Genomic DNA, 21395 nt, shown 5'->3' with positions numbered 1-21395 from the left:
CGCGAACAACGCAGGCTGCGTGAACCGGGTCTCACCCAACAGATCGACATCCGACCCGAACAGAACCTCCCGCAACGGAAGTTCGAGATCCAACGCCTCGCACACCGCGTCCAACGCCTCCGCGAACACCGGGTAGGCGTCGTACAGTTCGCGACCCATCCCCAGCCGCTGACTGCCCTGACCGGTGAACAGGAACGCGAGCTTCTCGCCTGCCGTGGGCGAGCCCAGGACGAGGCCCGGAGTCGAGCGGCCCTCGGCGAGGGCCATCAGGGCGGCGCGGAATCCGTCCCGGTCCGAGGCGATCACGGTGGCGCGGTGCTCGAAGACGGCCCGGCCGGTGGCCAGGGAGTGGCCGATGTCGGTGGGTTCCGCGTCGGGGTGGGCGTCCAGGTGGGACAGGAGGCGCTCGCCCTGGGCGCGCAGGGCTTCGGCCGTGCGCGCCGTCAGGTGCCACGGGAGCGTGGCCGGGGCCGCATGTCCACCGCCCGGGGTGTCGGCGGCGACCGGGGCCGTCGTCGGGTCGGCCGGGAGTTCGACGATGGCGTGGGCGTTGGTGCCGCTCATGCCGAAGGAGGAGATGCCGGCGCGGCGGGGTCGGCCGGTCTCGGGCCAGGGGCGCTGTGCGGTGAGCAGGGAGACGGCGCCCGCGGACCAGTCGACGTGCGGGGACGGCTCGTCGACGTGCAGGGTCCGGGGCAGGATCCCGTGCCGCATCGCCTGGACCATCTTGATGATGCCGGCGACGCCGGCGGCGGCCTGGGTGTGGCCGAAGTTGGACTTGATGGAGCCCAGCCAGAGCGGGCTCTCCTCGGGCCGGTCCTGACCGTAGGTGGCGATCAGTGCCTGCGCCTCGATGGGGTCGCCCAGTCGGGTGCCGGTGCCGTGCGCCTCGACGGCGTCGACCTCGGCGGCGGTCAGACCGGAGTTGACCAGGGCCTGGCGGATGACGCGCTGCTGCGCCGGGCCGTTGGGAGCGGTGAGGCCGTTGGAGGCGCCGTCCTGGTTCACGGCGGTGCCGCGGACCACGGCGAGGACCTGGTGGCCGTTGCGGCGGGCGTCGGAGAGCCGCTCGACGAGCAGCATGCCGATGCCCTCGCCCCACGCCGTGCCGTCGGCGGCGGCCGCGAACGGCTTGCAGCGGCCGTCGGCGGCGAGACCCCGCTGTCGGCTGAACTCGGTGAACACGTCGGGGGTGGTGATGATGGTGACGCCGCCGGCGAGGGCGATCGAGCATTCGCCGCTGCGCAGGGCCTGCGCGGCGAGGTGCAGGGCGACGAGCGAGGACGAGCAGGCGGTGTCGACGGTGACGGCGGGGCCTTCGAAGCCGAAGGTGTAGGAGACGCGGCCCGAGGCGATGCTGCTGGAGCCGCCGGTGCCGAGGTAGCCCTCGACGCCCTCGGGGACGGTGTTCAGGCGGGAGACGTAGTCGTTGTGCATCTGGCCGACGAACACGCCGACCTGTTGGCCGCGCAGGGCCGTCGGGTCGATGCCGGCCCGCTCGAACGCCTCCCAGGAGGTCTCCAACAGCAGGCGCTGCTGCGGGTCCATGGCGAGGGCCTCGCGCGGGTTGATCCCGAAGAAGCCGGGGTCGAAGTGGTGGGCGTCGTAGACGAAGCCGCCTTCGCGGGCGTACGAGGTGCCGGGGCTGTCGGGGTCCGGGTCGTACAGCGCCTCGGTGTCCCAGCCGCGGTCCGCGGGGAGGTCGGCGATGCCGTCGCGGCCTTCGGCCAGCAGCTCCCACAGGTCCTCGGGGCTGCGGACGCCGCCGGGGAAGCGGCAGCTCATGGCGACGATGGCGATGGGGTCGTCGGCGGCGCCGGCGCCCGCCGGGTGGCGCGGCAGGGCGGCGACCGCGGCGGCGGCCTCGGAGCCGAGGAGTTCGTCCTTGAGGTAGGCGGCGAGGACGGTCGGGGTGGGGTAGTCGAAGACGAGGGTCGCGGGCAGCCGGACGCCGGCGGTGGCGCCGAGCCGGTTGCGGAACTCGACGGCGGTCAGCGAGTCGAAGCCGAGGTCCTTGAACGCGCGGCCGGGTTCGACGGCGTCGGGCGTGGCGTGGCCGAGGACGGCGGCGACCTGGTCGCGTACGAGGTCGAGCAGGAGGGTGTCCCGTTCGTGCTCGGGGAGCCGTACGAGCTGCTCGACGAGCGGGGTACCGGTGCGGGCGGCGCCGGCTTCGACGGCTCGGCGGGCGGGCGCCCGGACCAGGCCGCGCAGCAGGGCGGGGACCATGCCGGCGTCGGCCTGGCGCAGCGGTGCGAGGTCGAGCTGCATGGGGACGAGGTGGGCGTCGCCGGTGCGGTGGGCGGTGTCGAGGAGGGCGAGGCCCTCTTCGGTGGAGAGGCCGAGGACGCCGGAGCGCGTCATGCGGTCCTTGTCGGCGGTGTCGAGTTCTCCGGTCATGCCGCTGGCTTCGGCCCACAGGCCCCAGCCGAGGGAGGTGCCGGGCAGGCCGTGGGCCTGGCGGTGGCGGGCGAGGGCGTCGAGGAAGACGTTCGCGGCGGCGTAGTTGGCCTGTCCGGCGCCGCCGAAGGTGCCGGCGGCGGAGGAGAAGAGGACGAAGTCGGTCAGGTCGAGGCGGCGGGTCAGGTCGTGCAGGTGCAGGGCGGCGTCGGCCTTGGGCCGCAGGACGGTGTCGAGGCGTTCGGGGGTGAGCGCCTCGGCGATCCCGTCGTCGAGGACGCCGGCGGTGTGGACGACGGCGGTCAGCGGGTGCTCGGCGGGGATGGCGTCGAGCAGGGCGGCGAGCGCGTCGCGGTCGGCGGCGTCGCAGGCGGCGATGGTGACGTCGGCGCCCAGGGCGCGCAGTTCGGCGGCGAGTTCGCCGGCTCCGGCGGCGCGTTCGCCGCGTCGGCTGGTCAGGACGAGGCGGCGGGCGCCGCGGGCGGTGACGGCGTGTCGGGCGACGAGCGCGCCGAGGGTGCCGGTGCCGCCGGTGATGAGGACGGTGCCGTCCGGGTTCCAGGCGGCGGGCACGGTCAGGACGATCTTGCCGGTGTGGCGGGCCTGGCTGAGGTAGCGGAACGCCTCGGGGGCTTGGCGGAGGTCCCACGCGGAGACGGGGATGGGGTTCAGGGCGCCGGCCTCGAAGAGGCCGAGCAGCTCGGTGAGCATCTCCTGGATGCGGTCGAGGCCGGCCTCGGTGAGGTCGAAGGCCTGGTAGCCGACGCCGGGGTGGGCGGCGGCGACCTCGCGGGGGTCGCGTACGTCGGTCTTGCCCATCTCGACGAAGCGCCCGCCGCGCGGCAGGAGCCGCAGGGAGGCGTCGACGAACTCGCGGGCGAGGGAGTCGAGGACGACGTCGACGCCGCGGCCGTCGGTGGCCGTGCGGAAGGTGTCCTCGAAGTCGAGGGTGCGGCTGGACGCGATCCGGTCGTCGGTCAGGCCGAGTCCGCGCAGGGTGTCCCACTTGGCGGGACTGGCGGTGGCGTAGACGTCGGCGCCCCGGTGGCGGGCCAGTTGGACGGCGGCCATGCCGACGCCGCCGGCCGCGGCGTGCACGAGGAGGGTTTCGCCCTCGCGCAGGCCGGCGAGGTCGTGCAGGGCGTAGTAGGCCGTCATGAAGACGATCGGGACGGCCGCTGCCTCGGCGAAGGTCCAGCCCTCGGGCATGGGGGCGATCATGCGGCGGTCGACGACGGCGAGCGGGCCGAACGCGCCGGGCAGCATGCCCATGACGCGGTCGCCGGCGGCGAGGTCGGTGACGCCGGGGCTGGTCTCGACGACGGTGCCGGCGCCTTCGCTGCCCATCAGGCCGGGGTCGCCGGGGTACATGCCGAGGGCGTTGAGGACGTCGCGGAAGTTGAGGCCGGCGGCGCGTACTGCGACGCGGACCTGGCCGGGTTCCAGGGGTGCTTCGGATTCGGGGCTGGGGACGAGGGTGAGGTGGTCGAGGGTGCCCTTGTCCTCGATGTCCATGCGCCAGGCGGCGCCGTCCGTGGGCGGGGTCAGCGGGGTGGTGGCGGGGATCCGGGCCAGGCGGGGCGCGTGGACGGTGCCGCGGCGGATCGCGAACTGCGGTTCGCCGGTGCCGAGGGCCGCGGCCAGCAGGGTGGCGTCGGGGCCGGTCGCGCCGGTGTCGAGGTCGGCGAGGACGAACCGGTCGGGGTTCTCCGACTGGGCGGAGCGGACCAGGCCCCAGGCGGCAGCGTGGGCCGGGTCGGTGAGGTCCCAGTCGCCCTGGCCGGCGACGGCGCCCCGGGTGAGGAACACCAGGCGGGAGGCGGCGAAGCGGTCGTCGGCGAGCCAGCCCTGGACGAGGGCGAGGGCCCGGTGGCCGGCGGTGTGGACGGCGTCGGTGGTGAGCGGGTTCCCGTCCGCGGCCGGCGGGCAGGGGGCCAGGACGTACGCGGGGGCGTCGGCGCCCGCGTCGAGGGCGGCGGCGAGCGCCGCGAGGTCGGCGTGGACGGGACCGGGCAGCGCGTCGGCGTCGGCGCCCACCACGACCCAGGGGGTCGCGTCGGCGGCCGGGGCGGACGGCAGCGGCACCGTGACCCACTCGATCCGGAACAGCGACTCGTGGTGGGCGGTGCGGGAGGCACCGGCGAGCCGCTCGGCGGAGACGGGCCGCAGCACGAGGTGGTCGACGGCGGCGACGGGCGCCCCGGTGGTGTCGGCGAGTTGCAGGGAGATGCTCTCGTCGCCGTCGGGGGTGAGGCGCACCCGCAGCGCGGACGCGCCGACGGCGTGCAGGGACACCCCGCGCCAGGAGAACGGGAGCCGGCCCTGACGGTCCGCGTCGGGGGACGGCTGGACGAAGGTGGCGTGCAGCGCGGCGTCGAGCAGGGCCGGGTGCAGGCCGAACCGGCCGGCCTCCGCCTGCCGGTCGTCGGGCAGGGCCACTTCGGCGTAGACGTCGCCGTCGAGGGTCCAGGCGGCGCGCAGGCCCTGGAAGACGGGCCCGTAGGCGAAGCCGCCGCTGCCGAGGTGCTCGTAGAGGCCGTCCACGGAGACGGCCTCGGCGCCGGGCGGCGGCCAGGCGGTGAGGTCGAACGCGGGGCGGGGCGCGCCGGTGGCGAGGACGCCCGCGGCGTGCCGGGTCCACGGTTCGTCGTCGGCGGCGTCGGGGTCGCCGGAGTACAGGTCGAGGGTGCGCCGGCCGTCGCGGTCGGCCGCGCCCACGACGAGCTGGAGGCGTACCGCGGTGTGCGGGGCCAGGATCAGCGGCGCTTCGAGGGTGAGTTCCTCCAGGACGTCGCAGCCGGCCTGGTCGCCGGCGCGGATGGCGAGTTCGACGAAGGCGGTGCCGGGCAGCAGGACGGTGCCCATGACGGCGTGGTCGGCGAGCCAGGGGTGGGTGTCCAGGGAGAGCCGGCCGGTGAAGAGGAAGCCCTCGCCGTCGGCGAGCGGTACGGCGGCGCCGAGCAGCGGGTGGTGGGCGGCGCCGAGGCCGGCCGACTCGACGTCGCCGATGTGTCCGGCGGGCGCCTCCAGCCAGAACCGGCGGCGCTGGAAGGCGTAGGTGGGCAGGTCGGTGCGGCGGGCGCCGGTCGCGGCGAAGTACGCCGTCCAGTCCAGGGGGACGGCGCGGGTGTGGAGCGCGGCGACGGCGGCGGCGAGCGCCTCGGCCTCGCCGCGGTCGCGCCGCAGCGCGGGGACGAACACGACGTCCGGGCGGGAATCGGAACCGGCACCGGCACCGGCGTCGGCACCGGCGTCGGTTTCGGTGAGGCAGTCGCGGCCGAGGCCGGACAGGACGCCCTGCGGGCCCAGTTCGAGGTAGGTGGTGACGTGTTCGGCATCCAGGGTGCGGATGCCGTCGAGGAAGCGGACGGCTTCGCGGACGTGGGCGACCCAGTGCTCGGGGGTGCGCAGTTCCTCGCCGGCGACGGCGCCGGTGAGGTGGGTGACGACGGGGAGGGTGGGCGCGTGGTAGGTGAGGGAGGCGGCGACGTCGCGGAAGGCGTCGAGCATGTCGTCCATCAGCGGGGAGTGGAAGGCGTGGCTGACGGTGAGCCGCTTGGTGCGGCGGCCGCGCCGTTCGAACTCGGCGGCGATCTCCAGGGCGAGGCCCTCGTCGCCGGAGATGACCACGGAGGAGGCGGAGTTGACGGCGGCGATGCCGACGCGGTCCTCGTGGCCGGCGAGCAGCGGACGGACCTCGGCCTCGGTGCCGGTCAGCGCGATCATCGCACCGCCCGCGGCGAGTTGTTCCATGAGGCGGCCGCGGGCGGCGACGAGGGCGGCGGCGTCGGACAGCGTGAGGACGCCCGCGACGTGCGCGGCGGTGATCTCGCCGACGGAGTGGCCCGCGACGAAGTCGGGGCGCACGCCCCACGACGCGACGAGCCGGTAGAGCGCGGTCTCCAGCGCGAACAGGGCGGGCTGGGTGTGGCCGGTCCGGTTCAGCCGGGTGTCGTCCTCGTCGAACAGGACGTCCTTGAGGGGCTGTTCGAGGTGCGGATCGAGGGCGGCGCAGACCTCGTCCAGGGCGGCGGCGAATACGGGGTGGGCGGCGTACAGTTCGCGGCCCATGCCGGGACGCTGGCTGCCCTGACCGGTGAAGAGGACGGCGAGCCGGCCGTCGGCGGCGTCGTGCCGGACGAGCCCGGCGCCGTCGCGGCCCTCGGCGAGCGCGTCGAGTCCGGCCAGGAGTCCGTCGCGGTCCGTGGCGACGACGGCGGCCCGCCGATCCAGGGCGGTGCGGCTGGTGGCCAGGGAGAACGCCACGTCGGCGGGGTGGACTTCGGGGTGCCGTACGAGGTGTTCGGCGAGGCGGGCGGCCTGGGCGCGCAGCGCGTCGGGGGTGCGGCCGGCGAGGACGTACGGGAGCGCGGTGCCCGCGGCGACGCCGGCGCTCTCGGCCGGCGCGAGGCCGGTGGGCGCGTCCGCGTCGGCGTTCGGCTCGGTGGGCGGCTGCTCGATGATGACGTGCGCGTTGGTGCCGCTCACTCCGAAGGAGGAGATGCCGGCGCGGCGCGGGCGGTCCGTCTCGGGCCAGGCGGCGGACTCGGTGAGCAGTTCGACGGCGCCCGCGCTCCAGTCGATGTGCGGGGACGGCTCGGCGATGTGCAGGGAGGCGGGCAGGACGCCGTGGCGCATCGCCTGGACCATCTTGATGATGCCGGCGGCGCCCGCGGCGGCCTGGGTGTGGCCGATGTTCGACTTGATGGAGCCCAGGCGCAGCGGCCGGTCGGCGGGGCGGCCCTGGCCGTAGGTGGCGATCAGGGCCTGCGCCTCGATCGGGTCGCCGAGGGTGGTGCCGGTGCCGTGGGCCTCGACGGCGTCGACGTCGGCCGCGCCCAGGCCGGCGTGGGCGAGGGCTTCGCGGATGACGCGCTGCTGGGACGGCCCGTTGGGGGCGGTGAGGCCGTTGGAGGCGCCGTCCTGGTTGACGGCGGTGCCGCGGACCACGGCGAGGACGGGGTGACCGTTGCGGCGGGCGTCGGAGAGCCGCTCTACGAGGATCATGCCGGCGCCCTCGGCCCAGGCGGTGCCGTCGGCGTCGGCGGAGAAGGACTTGCAGCGGCCGTCGGTGGACAGGCCGCGCTGGCGGCTGAAGTCGATGAAGGTGTCCGGGGTGGACATGACGGTGACGCCGCCGGCGAGCGCCATGTCGCACTCGCCGCTGCGCAGGGCCTGCGCGGCCAGGTGCAGGGCGACGAGGGAGGAGGAGCAGGCCGTGTCGATGGTGACGGCCGGGCCCTCCAGGCCGAAGGTGTAGGAGACTCGGCCGGAGGCGACGCTGCCCGCGGTGCCGGTGCCGAGGTAGCCCTCCAGGCCCTCGGGGACGGCCGGCAGGCGCGTCAGGTAGTCGTGGTACATGACGCCGGCGAAGACGCCGGTGCGGCTGCCGCGCATCGACGCCGGGTCGAGCCCGGCCCGTTCGAACACCTCCCAGGAGGTTTCCAGCAGGAGCCGCTGGTGCGGGTCCATGGCGAGGGCCTCGCGCGGGTTGATGCCGAAGACGTCGGGGTCGAAGTCGGCGGCGTCGTGCAGGAACCCGCCGGTGCGGGTGTACGAGGTGCCGGCGCGGCCGGGGTCGGAGTCGTACAGCCCGTCGAGGTTCCAGCCGCGGTCGGTCGGGAACGGGGAGATCGCGTCCACGGAGCCGGCGACGAGCTGCCACAGCTCCTCGGGGGTGCTGACACCGCCGGGGAAGCGGCAGCTCATGGCGACGATGGCGATGGGCTCGTCGGCGACGGCCTGCGCGCCGGCGACGGCGGGCGCGGTGGGCGCGGTCAGGTCGCCGAGGAGTTCGGTGCGCAGGAACGCGGCGAGGGCGTTCGGGGTCGGGTAGTCGAAGACGAGGGTGGCGGGCAGTCGGACCCCGGTGGCGGAGCCGAGCCGGTTGCGCAGCTCGACGGCGGTCAGCGAGTCGAAGCCGAGTTCCTTGAAGGCGCGGCCCGGGTCGACGGCGTCGGGGCCGGGGAAGCCGAGGACGGCGGCGACCTGGACGCGGACGGTGGCCAGCAGCAGCCGGTCGCGTTCGGCGGCGGTCAGCGGCAGCAGGCGTTCGGTGAGGCCGTCGGCGGGGGCGGGGCCGCGGTCGGCGGCGGCCCGGCGCGCGGCGGGCCGGACGAGGCCGCGCAGCAGCGGGGGGACCATGCTCGCGTCGGCCTGCCGCAGGGCGGCGAGGTCCAGGTGCATGGGGACGGCGGTGGCCTCGCCGGAGGTGCGGGCGGTGTCCATGAGGGCGAGGCCCTCGGCGGAGGACAGCGCGGCGACGCCGGCGCGGGCGATGCGTTCCCGGTCGGTGTCGGCGAGGTCGCCGGTCATGGCGCTGCGTTCGGCCCAGAGGCCCCAGGCGAGGGCGGTGGCGGGCAGGCCTTCGGCGCGGCGCCGGTGGGCGAGGGCGTCGAGGAAGGTGTTGGCGGCGGCGTAGTTGGCCTGCCCGGCCGCGCCGAGGGTGCCGGCGGCGGCGGAGAACAGGACGAACGCGGCGAGGTCGAGATCGCGGGTCAGCTCGTGCAGGTTGACGGCCGCGTCGACCTTCGCGGGCAGGACGTGGTCGACGCGCGCGGGGGTGAGCGCTTCGAGGATGCCGTCGTCGAGGACGCCCGCGGTGTGTACGACGGCGGTCAGCGGGTGGGCGGCCGGTACGGAGTCCAGGAGCGCGGCGAGGGCGTCGCGGTCGGCGGCGTCGCAGGCGGCGAGGGTGACCTCGGCGCCCAGGGCGCGGAGTTCGGCGAGGAGTTCGGGGGCGCTGGGGGCGGCCTCGCCGCGGCGGCCGGCCAGCAGCAGGCGGCGTACGCCGTGCGCGGTGACCAGGTGGCGGGCGACGAGCCCGCCGAGGGTGCCGGTGGCGCCGGTGACCAGGGCGGTGCCGTCGGTGTCGAGCGGGCGGGCCTCGTGGCCGTCGGCGGCGGGCACGGCGGGGACCCGGCCGAGCCGGGGGACGACGGCGCGGCCCTCGCGCAGGGCGAGCTGCGGTTCGGTCGTGGCCAGGGCGGCGGGCAGCGCGCGCAGGGACTCCTCGCGCTCGTCGAGGTCGACGAGGACGAACCGGCCGGGGTGTTCGGACTGGGCGGAGCGCAGCAGTCCCCACAGCGGGGCGTGCGCCAGGTCGGCGACGTCGGAGTCGGCGGTGGTGGCGACCGCGCCGTGGCTGACGAACACCAGGCGGGAGGCGGCGAATCGGTCGTCGGCGAGCCAGGTCTGGGCGAGGTCCAGGGCGTGGTGCAGGGCTCCGGCGACGGCGGCGGGCAGCGCGGCGTCGACGGGCGTCGGGGAGCCGGCGCCGGTGGCGGGCAGCGGTACTACGACGGCGTGCGGTACGGGGCCGCCGGCTTCGATCGCGGCGGCCAGTTCGGCGAGGCCGGCGTGGGCGGCGGCCGTGGGCAGCACGGTGGTGAACGGGGAGCCGGCGGCGCCGGCGGCGTCGAGCAGGGCCCACTGGCCGGGGGCGACGGTGGTGGCGGAGGGCAGGGCGAGCGGGGTCCACTCGACGCGGAACAGCGAGTCGTGGAAGGCCGTGCGGGACGCCCGTACCTGGTCGGGGGTGACGGGGCGCAGCAGCAGGGCGTCGACGGTGGCGACGGGTGCGCCGGTCTCGTCGGCGAGGTCGACGCGGACGGTGTCCTGGCCGGCGGGGGCCAGGCGTACGCGCAGGGTGCGCGCGCCGACGGCGTGCAGGGTGACGCCGCTCCAGGAGAACGGCAGCCGGCCGTGCTCGGTGTCCTCCAGCAGGTCGCCCATGCCGACGGCGTGCAGGGCGGCGTCCAGGAGGGCCGGGTGCAGGCCGAACAGTTCGGCTTCGGCGTGGGCCTGTTCGGGCAGCCGGATCTCGGCGAAGACCTCGTCGGCACGCTGCCAGGCGCCGGTCAGGCCCTGGAAGACGGGCCCGTAGGCGAAGCCGGAGGCGGTGAGGTGTGCGTAGAGGCCTTCGACGGGGACGGCTTCGGCGCCCTGCGGGGGCCATACGGCCAGGTCGGTGCCGGCGGCGGTGTCGCGCGCGGCGGGGGCGAGGAAGCCGGTGGCGTGCCGGGTCCAGGCGCCCTCGCCCCAGGTGTCGTCGGCGGCGTCCTCGGGCCGGGAGTGCAGGGTCAGGGAGCGGCGGCCGTCGGCGTCGGGGGCGTCGACGGCGAGTTGGATCTGGATGCCGCCGTGCGGGGGCAGGGCCAGGGGTGCCTGGAGGGTGAGTTCGTCGAGGAGTTCGCAGCCGGTGTGTTCGCCGGCCCGCAGGGCGAGTTCCACGAAGGCCGTGCCGGGCAGCAGCACGGTGTCCATGACGGTGTGGTCGGCGAGCCACGGGTGGGTGGCCAGGGAGAGCCGGCCGGTGAACAGGTAGCCGTCGCCGTCGGCGAGGGAGATGGCCGCGCCGAGCAGCGGGTGGTCGGCGGAGCCGATGCCGGCGGCGGCGACGTCGCCCGTCCAGGCGGTGGGCTGCTCGGGCCAGTACAGGCGTCGCTGGAAGGCGTACGTGGGCAGGTCGACTCGGGTGCCCGAGCGGCCGGCGAAGACGGCGGACCAGTCCACGCGGATGCCGTGGACGTGGGCGCGGGCGACGGCGGCGGCGAACGCGGCCGGTTCGGAGCGGTCGGCGCGCAGGGCCGGTACGAACACGGCGTCGGTGGCGCCGTCCTCGTCGCCCAGGCAGTCCTGGGCGAGGGCGGTGAGCACGCCGCCGGGGCCGACCTCGATGAAGGTGGTGACGCCGAGGGCGGCCAGGCCGCGTATCCCGTCGCGGAAGCGGACGGCCTCGCGGACGTGCCGGACCCAGTAGTCGGCGGTGCAGATCTCCTCGGCGGTGACGGAGGCGCCGGTGAGGTTGGAGACGATCGGGATGACGGGCGGCGCGTAGCCGACGGCCTCGGCGGCCTCGCGGAACGCGTCGAGCATGTCGTCCATGAGCGGCGAGTGGAAGGCGTGGCTGACGGTGAGCCGCTTGGTGCGGCGGCCGCGGGCCCGCAGGGTCTCGGCGAGTGCGGTGGCCTCGTGTTCGTCGCCGGAGACGACGACGGAGCGGGGGCCGTTGATCGCTGCGAGGGAGATGCGGGCGGTGAGGAGCGGGGTGACCTCTTCCTCGGTCGCCTCGACGGCGATCATCGCGCCGCCGGCGGGCAGGGCCTGCATGAGTCGGCCGCGGGCGGCGACGAGGGCGGCGGCGTCGGGGAGGGTGAGGACGCCGGCGACGTGGGCGGCGATGAGTTCGCCGATGGAGTGCCCGATGAGGAAGTCGGGGCGCACGCCCCACTGTTCGAGCTGGCGGTGGAGGGCGACCTCGACGGCGAACAGGGCGGCCTGGGTGTGGGCGGTCTCGTCGAGCAGGGCCGCCCCGGCGCTGCCCGGCTCGGCGAACAGCACCTCGTACAGGGGGTGTTCGAGGTGCTGGTCGAGTGCGTCGCGGACCTCGTCGAGGGCCCGGGCGAACTCCGGGTGGGTCGCGTACAGTTCGCGGGCCATGCCGGGGCGTTGGCTGCCCTGGCCGGCGAACAGGAAGGCGGTGTTCCCCTCGCCGACGGCGCCGACGACGCCGGTCGCGGGCTGTTCGCCGGCGGCGAGCGCGTCGAGGTCGGCGAGGAGTCCCTCGCGGTCGGCGGCGAGGAGGACGGCCCGGCGGTCCAGCGCGGAGCGGCTGGTGGCGAGGGAGAGCCCGAGGTCGGTGAGGGCGGTGGGGCCGTCGGCGAGCGCGGGGTGGGCGCGCAGGTGGGCGGCGAGCCGGCCGGCCTGGGCGCGCAGCCCGTCGTCGCCGTGGCCGGAGACCAGCAGCGGTACGGGTCCGGTGGCGCCGTCCGTCCCGGTGGGCGCGGGGGCGGCGGGTTCGGCGGGCGGGGCCTGCTCGATGACGGTGTGGGCGTTGGTGCCGCTGACGCCGAACGAGGAGATGCCGGCGCGGCGCGGTTGGCCGGTCTCGGGCCACGGCACGGACCGGTCGAGGAGGTGGACGTCGCCGGTGGCCCAGTCGACGGCGGAGGACGGCGCGTCGATGTGGAGGGACTCGGGCAGGACGCCGTGCCGGATCGCCTCGACCATCTTGATGATGCCCGCGACGCCGGCGGCGGCCTGGGTGTGCCCGATGTTCGATTTGATCGAGCCGAGCCACAGCGGCCGGCCCTCGGGCCGGTTCTGCCCGTAGGTGGCCAGGATGGCCTGGGCTTCGATGGGGTCGCCGAGGGTGGTGCCGGTGCCGTGCGCCTCGACGACGTCGACCTGCGCCGGGGTGAGCCCGGCGTTGGTCAGCGCCTGGCGGATGACGCGCTGCTGGGACGGGCCGTTGGGGGCGGTGAGCCCGTTGGAGGCGCCGTCCTGGTTGACGGCGGTGCCGCGGACCACGGCGAGGACCGGGTGACCGTGGCGGCGGGCGTCGGAGAGCTTCTCGACGAGGAGCATGCCGACGCCCTCGCCCCAGCCGGTGCCGTCGGCGCCGTCGGCGAACGGCTTGCACCGGCCGTCGGGGGCGAGACCGCGCTGCCGGCTGAACTGGACGAAGGCGCGCGGGCTGGACATGACGGTGACGCCACCGGCCAGGGCCAGGGAGCACTCGCCGGACCGCAGGGCCTGCACGGCCAGGTGGAGGGCGACGAGGGAGGACGAGCAGGCGGTGTCGACGGTGACCGCCGGGCCTTCGAGACCGAAGGTGTAGGACAGCCGGCCGGAGACGACGCTGGCGGCGTTTCCGGTGAGCAGGTACTGCTCGACGCCCTGGGGGACCCCGTCGCGCAGCAGGTCGGGGTAGTCCTGGCCGTTGGTGCCGATGAACACGCCGGCCTTGCTGCCGCGCAGGGTCACCGGGTCGATGCCGGCGCGTTCGAAGGTCTCCCAGGACGTTTCGAGCAGCAGGCGCTGCTGCGGGTCCATGCCGAGGGTTTCGCGCGGGCTGATCCCGAAGAACCCGGCGTCGAACTCGCCCACGCCGTCGAGGAATCCGCCCTCGCGGGTGTACGAGGTGCCCCGCTGGTCGGGGTCGGCGTCGTACAGGGACTCGATGTCCCAGCCCCGGTCGTCCGGGAAGTCGGTGATGGCGTCCCGACCTCCGGAGACCAGGTCCCACAGGCCCTCCGGCGACTGGATGCCGCCGGGGAACCTGCAGGCCATGCCGACGATCGCGATCGGCTCCGGCTCCTGGGCCTCGACCTCGCGCAGGCGCTGCCGTGTCTGGTGCAGATCGGCCGTCACCCGCTTCAGGTAGCCGATGATCTTGTCCTGATCCGCAGCCTGATCCGCCATTGGAACCTCACCCATGCTCGTCACAAACCCTCGTGCTGTTACTGCCTGCTGTCCGCTGTGCTAGATACCGAGCTCGTTCTCGATGAAGTCGAAGAGCTCGTCGGCCGTGGCTTCCTGGAGTTTCTCGGCCACGGCCTCGCCGCTCGAATGGGCCTGGGGTTCACCCCATTTCGCCAGCAGGACCTGGAGGCGCGAGGCGATGTCGGCGCGGGTTCCACCGTCCGGGTCGAGGACGGAGAGCGCGGATTCGAGCTTCTCCAGTTCCGCGATGCCGGGCGCGGCGGCCGTGCTGCCGTCCTGGACGATCTCGGCCCGCAGGAACTCGGCGAGGACCGCCGGGGTCGGGTGGTCGAAGACCAGCGTGGCCGGGAGCTTCAGTCCGGTGGCGGCGTTCAGTCGGTTGCGCAGTTCCAGCGCGATCAGGGAGTCGAAGCCGAGCTCCTTGAAGGCCCGACCGGCGCCGACCTCGTCGGTACCGGCGTGCCCGAGAGCGGTCGCCGCGTGGGTGCGAACCAAATCCAGTACGGCCAGGCCCTGTTCGGTCTGCGTCATCACCGACAGTCGACGGCGCAGCACCTCCCCGGGGGCTCCCGTCGCGCCTTCGTCCGCTCCGCCGGCCGGGGTGGCGCGGGCGAGCCGGCGCACCTCGGGCAGGTCGGCGAGGAACGGGCTGGGCCGCACGGCGGTGTAGCCGGGCGTGAACCGCTCCCACTGGATGTCGGCGACGGCGACGGCCGCCTCCCGGTGGTCGAGGGCCTGCTGGAGCGCGCGGATCGCGGAGCGCGGCGCCATGGCGGGCACGCCGCCGCGGTCGAGGCGTTCCCCGATGGCACCGCCGGCGGCCAGTCCGCTGTCGCCCCAACGGCCCCAGGCCACCGAGGTGGCGGGCAGACCGTCGGCCTGCCGCTGCTCGGCGAGGGCGTCGAGGTAGGAGTTGGCGGCGGCGTAGTTGCCCTGCCCGGCGTCGCCGAGGGTGCCGGCGACTCCGGAGAACAGGACGAACGCCGACAGGTCCAGGTCCCGAGTCAGTTCGTGGAGGGTGAGCGCCGCGTCCGCCTTGGGGGCGAGTACGGTCGCGAACCGTTCGGGGGTGAGCCCGTCGATGACGCCGTCGGCGAGGACACCGGCGGTGTGCACGACGGCGGTCAGCGGCCGGCCGGCGGGTACGGCGGCGAGGAGCCCGGCCACGGCGTCCCGGTCGGCCATGTCGCAGGCCGCGAGGGTCACTTCGGCGCCGAGTGCCACGAGTTCGTCCCGCAGTGCGGTCGCGCCGGGCGCTTCGGGGCCGCGCCGGCTGGTGAGCAGCAGGTGCTCGGCGCCGTTCTCGGCGAGCCAGCGGGCGACGTGCGCGCCGAGCGCGCCCGTACCGCCGGTGACCAGGGTCGTACCGCGCGGCTTCCAGGCGGGCGCGACGGGCGCGTCCGCGAGGGGGGCGTGGGCGAGTCGGCGGCCGAAGGGTCCGGCGGCCCGGACGGCCACCTGGTCCTCGGCGCCGTCACCGGCGAGGATCCCGACGAGCCGCTCCAGGGTCCGTACGTCGACCTGCGCGGGCAGGTCGAGGAGACCGCCCCACCGGTCCGGGAACTCCAACGCGACCGTACGACCGAAGCCCCACAGCAGGGCCTGCGCCGGGTCCTGGAGCCGCTCGGACGGGGTCACGGCGACGGCGCCACGGGTCACGCACCACAGGGGCGCGGACACATCGGCGTCACCGAGGGCCTGGACGAGTGCGGCGGTGCCCAGCAGCCCGGCGTGCTCGCGCAACGCGGAGCCGGCGGGAGTCTCGGCGAGGGCAAGGAGGGAGAGCACCCCGGCCGGGGCGTCCGCCCCGTCGCCGACGCCCTTCAGGGTGGCGTTGAGCGCGTCCCGGTCGGCGGCGCTTGCGGCGACGGTGACCGTACGGACCTCCGCGCCGCGCTCGGCGAGCGTACGCAGCACACCGGCGACCGCGTCGTCCCCGCCCGGGCCGGCCGGGGCCTCGGGCACGACGACCAGCCAGACCCCCGAGAGGCGGGTGCTGCCGGCTTCGGCGAGGGGCTTCCAGGTGACGCGGTAGCGCCAGCCGTCGACCGTGGACTGTTCCCGGTTCTCACGGCGCCAGGACGACAGCGCGGGAAGCAGCGAGGTCAGCGGCTGGTCGCCCTCGATGCGCAGCTCGGCGGTGAGCGCGGCGAGGTCCTCACGTTCGACGGCGTCCCAGAACCGGGCGTCGACCGCGCTTTCCGCGGGCAGCGCCTCCGCTTCGACGGGGGCGGCCTCGGGCCAGAAGCGCTGCGCCTGGAAGGCGTAGGTCGGCAGGTCGACGCGCCGGGCGCCCGTGTTCGCGAACACGGCGTCCCAGTCGACGGTCACACCCCGCACGTACGCCTCACCGAGCGACAACCAGAAGCGCTCCAAGTCACCTTCGTTGCGGCGCAGGGAGCCCAGGACGGCGGCCTCGCGGCCCGCGTCCTCCACGGTCTCCTGCATCCCGACGGTCAGGACGGGGTGGGGGCTCGACTCGATGAACACGCCGAAGCCCTGGTTCAGGAGGGTGCGGGTGGCTTCCTCCAGCTCCACGGTCCGCCGCAGGTTGCGGAACCAGTAACCGGCATCCAGCTCGGGGCCGTCGACCCACTCGCCCGTCACGGTCGACAGGAACGGCACCCGCGCGGCCTGCGGAACGATCGGCGCGAGCAACTCGGCCAGCTCATCGCGCAGCAGGTCGACCTGGGCGGAGTGCGAGGCGTAGTCCACCGCGATCCGCTTCGCACGGATGCCGTCGGCCTCGCAAGCGGCCAGGAGTTCTTCCAGGGCCTCGACCTCACCGGAAACCACCACCGAGGACGGGCCGTTGACAGCGGCGACGGAAATCCGCGCCTCGCCCCACGTGGCGATCCGCTCACGGACCTCGACAGCGGACAGGGGCACGGAGACCATGCCACCCAAACCGGCCAGCACCCGACCGATCGCCTGGCTGCGCAAAGCCACCACCCGAGCCGCATCCTCCAGCGACAGGATCCCCGCCACACACGCGGCGGCGATCTCACCCTGCGAATGCCCGATCACCGCACCCGGACGCACACCCGCCGCCCGCCACACCTCGGCCAACGACACCATCACCGAGAAAAGGGCCGGCTGGACCACGTCCACCCGGTCGAGGGAGGGCGCGCCGTCGGCGGCGCGGAGCACGTCCACCAACGACCAGTCGGTGAAGGGCTCCAGCGCCTTCGCACATTCGTCCACCCGGGCTGCAAACACAGGTGAAGCGTCCAACAGCGCTTCCGCCATGCCCACCCATTGCGACCCCTGTCCGGGGAAGACGAAGGCGGTCCTGCCCCCGATGACCGACCCCTGGACGAGCAGGGGTGCGGTGCCTCCGGCGGCCAGGGTGGCCAGGCCCGCGAGGTGGTCCTCCCGGTGCCGGCCGATGAGGACGGCGCGGTGGTCGTGGGCGCTGCGGGTGGTGGCCAAGGAGTGGCCGACATCGCCGCTTCGCAGGTCAGGGCGGGTGGAGAGGTGGTTCAGCAGGCGGTCGGCCTGGGCGTGCAGGGCCTTCTCCGTCCTGGCCGTGAGGGGCCAGGGCAGCGGGGCCGGCCGGTCGGACCCGCCGGCGTCGGGGTGCGTCGCGACCAGTAGGGGGTGGGGGTTCGGCGGGACAGGGGTCCCCTGCTCGTCGGGCCCCGGTTCGGCCGGGGCCTGCTCGATGATGGCATGGGCGTTCGTCCCGCTGAATCCGAACGACGAAACACCCGCGCGCCAGGGCCGGTCACCGTTCTCCGGCCATGCCTGCTGTCGTGTCAGCAAGGAGACCTCGCCCGCGCTCCAGTCCACGTGCGGGGTGGGCTCGGCGATGTGGATGCTCTGCGGCAGTACGCCGTGCTGCATGGACAGCACGACCTTCATCACGCCGGCGACGCCCGCGGCGGCCTGCGCGTGACCGATGTTGGACTTGATGGAGCCGAGCAGCAACGGCCGGCCCTCGGGTCGGTCCTGACCGTAGGTGGCCAGCAGGGCCTGGGCCTCGATCGGGTCGCCGAGGGTGGTGCCCGTGCCGTGCGCCTCCACGACGTCGACCTCCGCGGCGGTCACACCGGCGTTGGCCAGGGCCTGGCGGATGACGCGCTGCTGGGAGGGGCCGTTGGGGGCGGTCAGGCCGTTGGAGGCGCCGTCCTGGTTGATGGCCGTACCGCGGATCACGGCGAGGACCGGGTGGCCGTTGCGCCGTGCGTCCGAGAGCCGTTCGACGAGGAGCATGCCGACGCCCTCGGCGGGGCTGAAGCCGTCGGCGTCCGAGGAGAAGGCCTTGCAGCGGCCGTCGGTGGACAGGCCGCGCTGGCGGCTGAACTCGATGAAGGTGCCGGGTGTGGACATGACGGTCACACCGCCGGCCAGCGCCATGGTGCACTCCCCCGACCGCAGGGCCTGCACCGCGAGGTGCAGGGCGACGAGGGAGGCCGAGCACGCGGTGTCGACGGTGACCGCCGGGCCTTCGAGGCCGAAGGTGTAGGACAACCGGCCGGAGACGACGCTGCCCGCGCTGCCGGTGGCCAGGTGCCCTTCGAGGCCTTCGGAGGCGCCGCGTACGAGGTGGGAGTAGTCGGAGCCGTTGGTCCCGACGAACACCCCGGACTGGCTGCCGCGCAGGGACTCCGGGTCGATGCCGGCCCGTTCGAACGTCTCCCAGGAGGTTTCCAACAGCAGCCGCTGCTGCGGGTCCATGGCGAGGGCCTCGCGCGGGGAGATCCCGAAGAAGCCGGGGTCGAAGGAGGCCGCGTCGGTGAGGAAGCCGCCCTCACGGGTGTAGGAGGTGCCCTGGGCGTTGGGGTCGGGGTCGTACAGCGCCTCGACGTCCCAGCCGCGGTCGACGGGGAACCGGGACAGGGCGTCGCCGCCGGAGGCGAGCAGCTGCCACAGTTCCTCGGGGCTGCGGACGCCGCCAGGGAAGCGGCAGCTCATCGCGACGACGGCGATCGGTTCGGCGTCCGCCCCGGCGGTGGGGCCGTTGGCCGTCGGGGCGGACGTGGCGCCCATGGCGTCCCGGCCGCCGAGTTCGGTCCGCAGGTGCCGGGCCAGGACGGTGGGCGTCGGGTGGTCGAAAACGAGGGTGGGCGGCAGCTTGAGGCCGGCGGCGGCGCCGAGCCGGTTGCGCAGTTCGACGGAGGTCAGGGAGTCGAAGCCGAGTTCCTTGAACGCCCGGCCGGCCTCCACGGCGTCGGGTCCGGCGTAGCCGAGGACCGCGGCGACGGCCGTGCGGACGAGTTCCAGCAGCAGGCGTTCCTGTTCCGCCTCGGGCTGTCCGGCGAGCTGCCGCAGGAGCACGGCGGCGTCTCCGGTGTCCTGCGCCGCGTCCGTGCGGGCGGCTTCCGTCGCCTGTCGCGCCTCGGGCAGGTCGTGCAGCAGGGGGCGGGCGCGGCCGGAGGTGAAGGCGAGGACGAAGCGCTTCCACTCCATGTCGGCGACGGTCAGGGTCGTCTCGTCCCGGTCCAGGGCGTGCTGGAGCGCGCTGACGGCCCGTGCGGGGTCCATCTCGATGACGCCGTGGCGGCGCATCCGGTCGCCGACGGCGCCTTCGGCCATGCCTCCGTCACCCCAGGGGCCCCACGCGATGGACGTGGTGGGCAGGCCTTCGGCCCGCCGGTGCTCGGCGAACGCGTCGAGGAACGCGTTGCCCGGCGCGTAGTTGCCCTGGCCGGGGGCGCCGAAGGTGGCGGCGAAGGAGGAGAAGAGGACGAACGCCGACAGGTCGAGGTCACGGGTCAGCTCGTGCAGGTTCCGCGTCGCGTCGACCTTGACCCGCAGGACGCGTTCGATCTGGCCGGGGGTGAGCGCCTCGATGACCCCGTCGTCCAGGACGGCCGCCGTGTGCACGACGGCGGTGAGCGGCCGGTCGGCGGGTACGGAAGCCAGGAGGGCGGCGAGTTCCTCGCGGTCGCCGACGTCGCAGGCGGCGAGCGTGACGTCCGCGCCGAGCGCGATCAGCTCCGCGCGCAGCTCGGCGGCGCCGGGCGCGTCCGGACCACGACGACTGGTAAGGACCAGGTGCTCCCCACCGTTCGAGGCCAGCCAGCGGGCGACGTGCGCGCCGAGCGCGCCCGTCCCCCCGGTGACCAGCGTCGTACCGGCCGGACGCCACTCGCGCACGACCGGCGACTCGGCGAGGCGGGCCCGCACGAGACGCCGTACGAACACCCCGGAAGCCCGCACGGCCACCTGGTCCTCCGCGCCGTCGCCGGCGAGGATCCCGACCAACCGGCCCAAGGTCCGGTCATCGGCCTCCGACGGCAGGTCGACCAGGCCGCCCCAGCGCTCGCCGTGCTCCAGCGCCACCACCCGGCCGAGGCCCCAGACGGGGGCTTGCGCGGGGTCGGTGGCCTGCTCGGAGCGGGCGACGGAGACCGCGTCCCGGGTGGCGCACCACAGCGGGGCGGTCACCTCGGCGTCGCCGAGGGCCTGGACGAGGGCGAGCGTGTCGATCACGCCCGGGGCCGCGTCGGTCCCGGCGGAGGTCAGCAGCGACAGCACACCGGCCGCCGCAGGGCCGTCGGTGAGCGCAGCCCGGATCCGCCCGGCCAGCTCGGCCCGGGCGTCGTCGGTGCGGGGTACGGCGACCTGCCGTACGTCGGCGCCGTGCTCCGCGAGGACGCGCAGGACGGCGTCCGCCGGCGAGGCGCCCGCCGGGTCCTCGGGGACCGCGACGAGCCAGGTACCGGAGAGCCGGGGAGCGGAGGTGGGCTCGGGGGCCGGCTTCCAGGTGATCCGGTAGCGCCAGCCGTCGACCGTGGACCGCTCCTGGCTCTGGCGCCGCCAGGAGGACAGTGCGGGAAGCAGCGCGGTGAGCGCCTCGTCGGCGTCGATGTCCAGCTCGGCGGTGAGGGCCGCCACGTCGTGGGCGTCGACGGCTTCCCAGAACCGGGCGTCGGCGGCGCCGGTCGGGTGAACGGCGGCTTCGGGCTCCGCGGCGGTGCCGCTTTCGAGCCAGAAGTGCTCCTGCTGGAAGGCGTAGGTCGGCAGGTCCACGCGCCGGGCACCCGTACCGGCGAACACGGTGTCCCAGTCGACGGTCACACCCCGCACGTACGCCTCTCCGAGCGACAACCAGAAGCGTTCCAACCCGCCCTCGTTGCGGCGCAACGACCCGAGGACGGCCGCCTCACGGCCCGCGCCCTCCACGGTCTCCTGCATCCCGACGGTCAGGACGGGGTGGGGGCTCGACTCGATGAACACGCCGAAACCCTGATCGAGGAGGGTACGGGTGACCTGCTCCAGCTCGACCGTCTGGCGGAGGTTGCGGAACCAGTAACCGGCGTCCAGCTCGGGACCGTTGACCCACTCGCCCGTCACGGTCGACAGGAGGGGCACCTGCGCGGGCTGCGCAACGATCGGAGCGAGCAACTCGCCCAGTTCGTCCTTCAGGAGGTCGACCTGGGCGGAGTGCGAGGCGTAGTCCACCGCGATCCGCTTCGCCCGAATGCCGTCGGCCTCGCAGGCGGCCAGGAGTTCTTCCAGGGCCTCGACCTCACCGGAAACGACCACCGAGGAAGGCCCGTTGACAGCGGCGACGGAAATCCGCGCCTCGCCCCACCTGGCGATCCGCTCACGCACCTCGACAGCGGACAGCGGCACGGAGACCATGCCACCCAAACCGGCCAGCACCCGACCGATCGCCTGGCTGCGCAAAGCCACCACCCGGGCCGCATCCTCCAGCGACAGGATCCCCGCCACACACGCGGCGGCGATCTCACCCTGCGAATGCCCGATCACCGCACCCGGACGCACACCCGCCGCCCGCCACACCTCGGCCAACGACA

At 74.9% G+C, this 21395-nt stretch carries 2 protein-coding genes; both read right to left on the bottom strand.

Translation table 11 applies throughout. The features are described from left to right. On the bottom strand, positions 1 to 13605 hold a 13605-nt coding region (locus AB0D46_RS36385), incomplete at its 3' end, for an SDR family NAD(P)-dependent oxidoreductase (protein WP_362884109.1). A 60-nt stretch (positions 13606 to 13665) separates the two neighbouring features. Beyond that, positions 13666 to 21395: type I polyketide synthase (locus AB0D46_RS36380; protein WP_362884107.1), on the bottom strand; the 7730-nt coding region annotated here is incomplete at its 5' end.

This window comes from Streptomyces sp. NPDC048383, from assembly GCF_040651775.1.
Taxonomy (GTDB): Bacteria; Actinomycetota; Actinomycetes; order Streptomycetales; family Streptomycetaceae; genus Streptomyces.
Note: the sequence above shows the minus strand (reverse complement) of the source record. Positions and strands in the feature narration are given on the sequence as shown.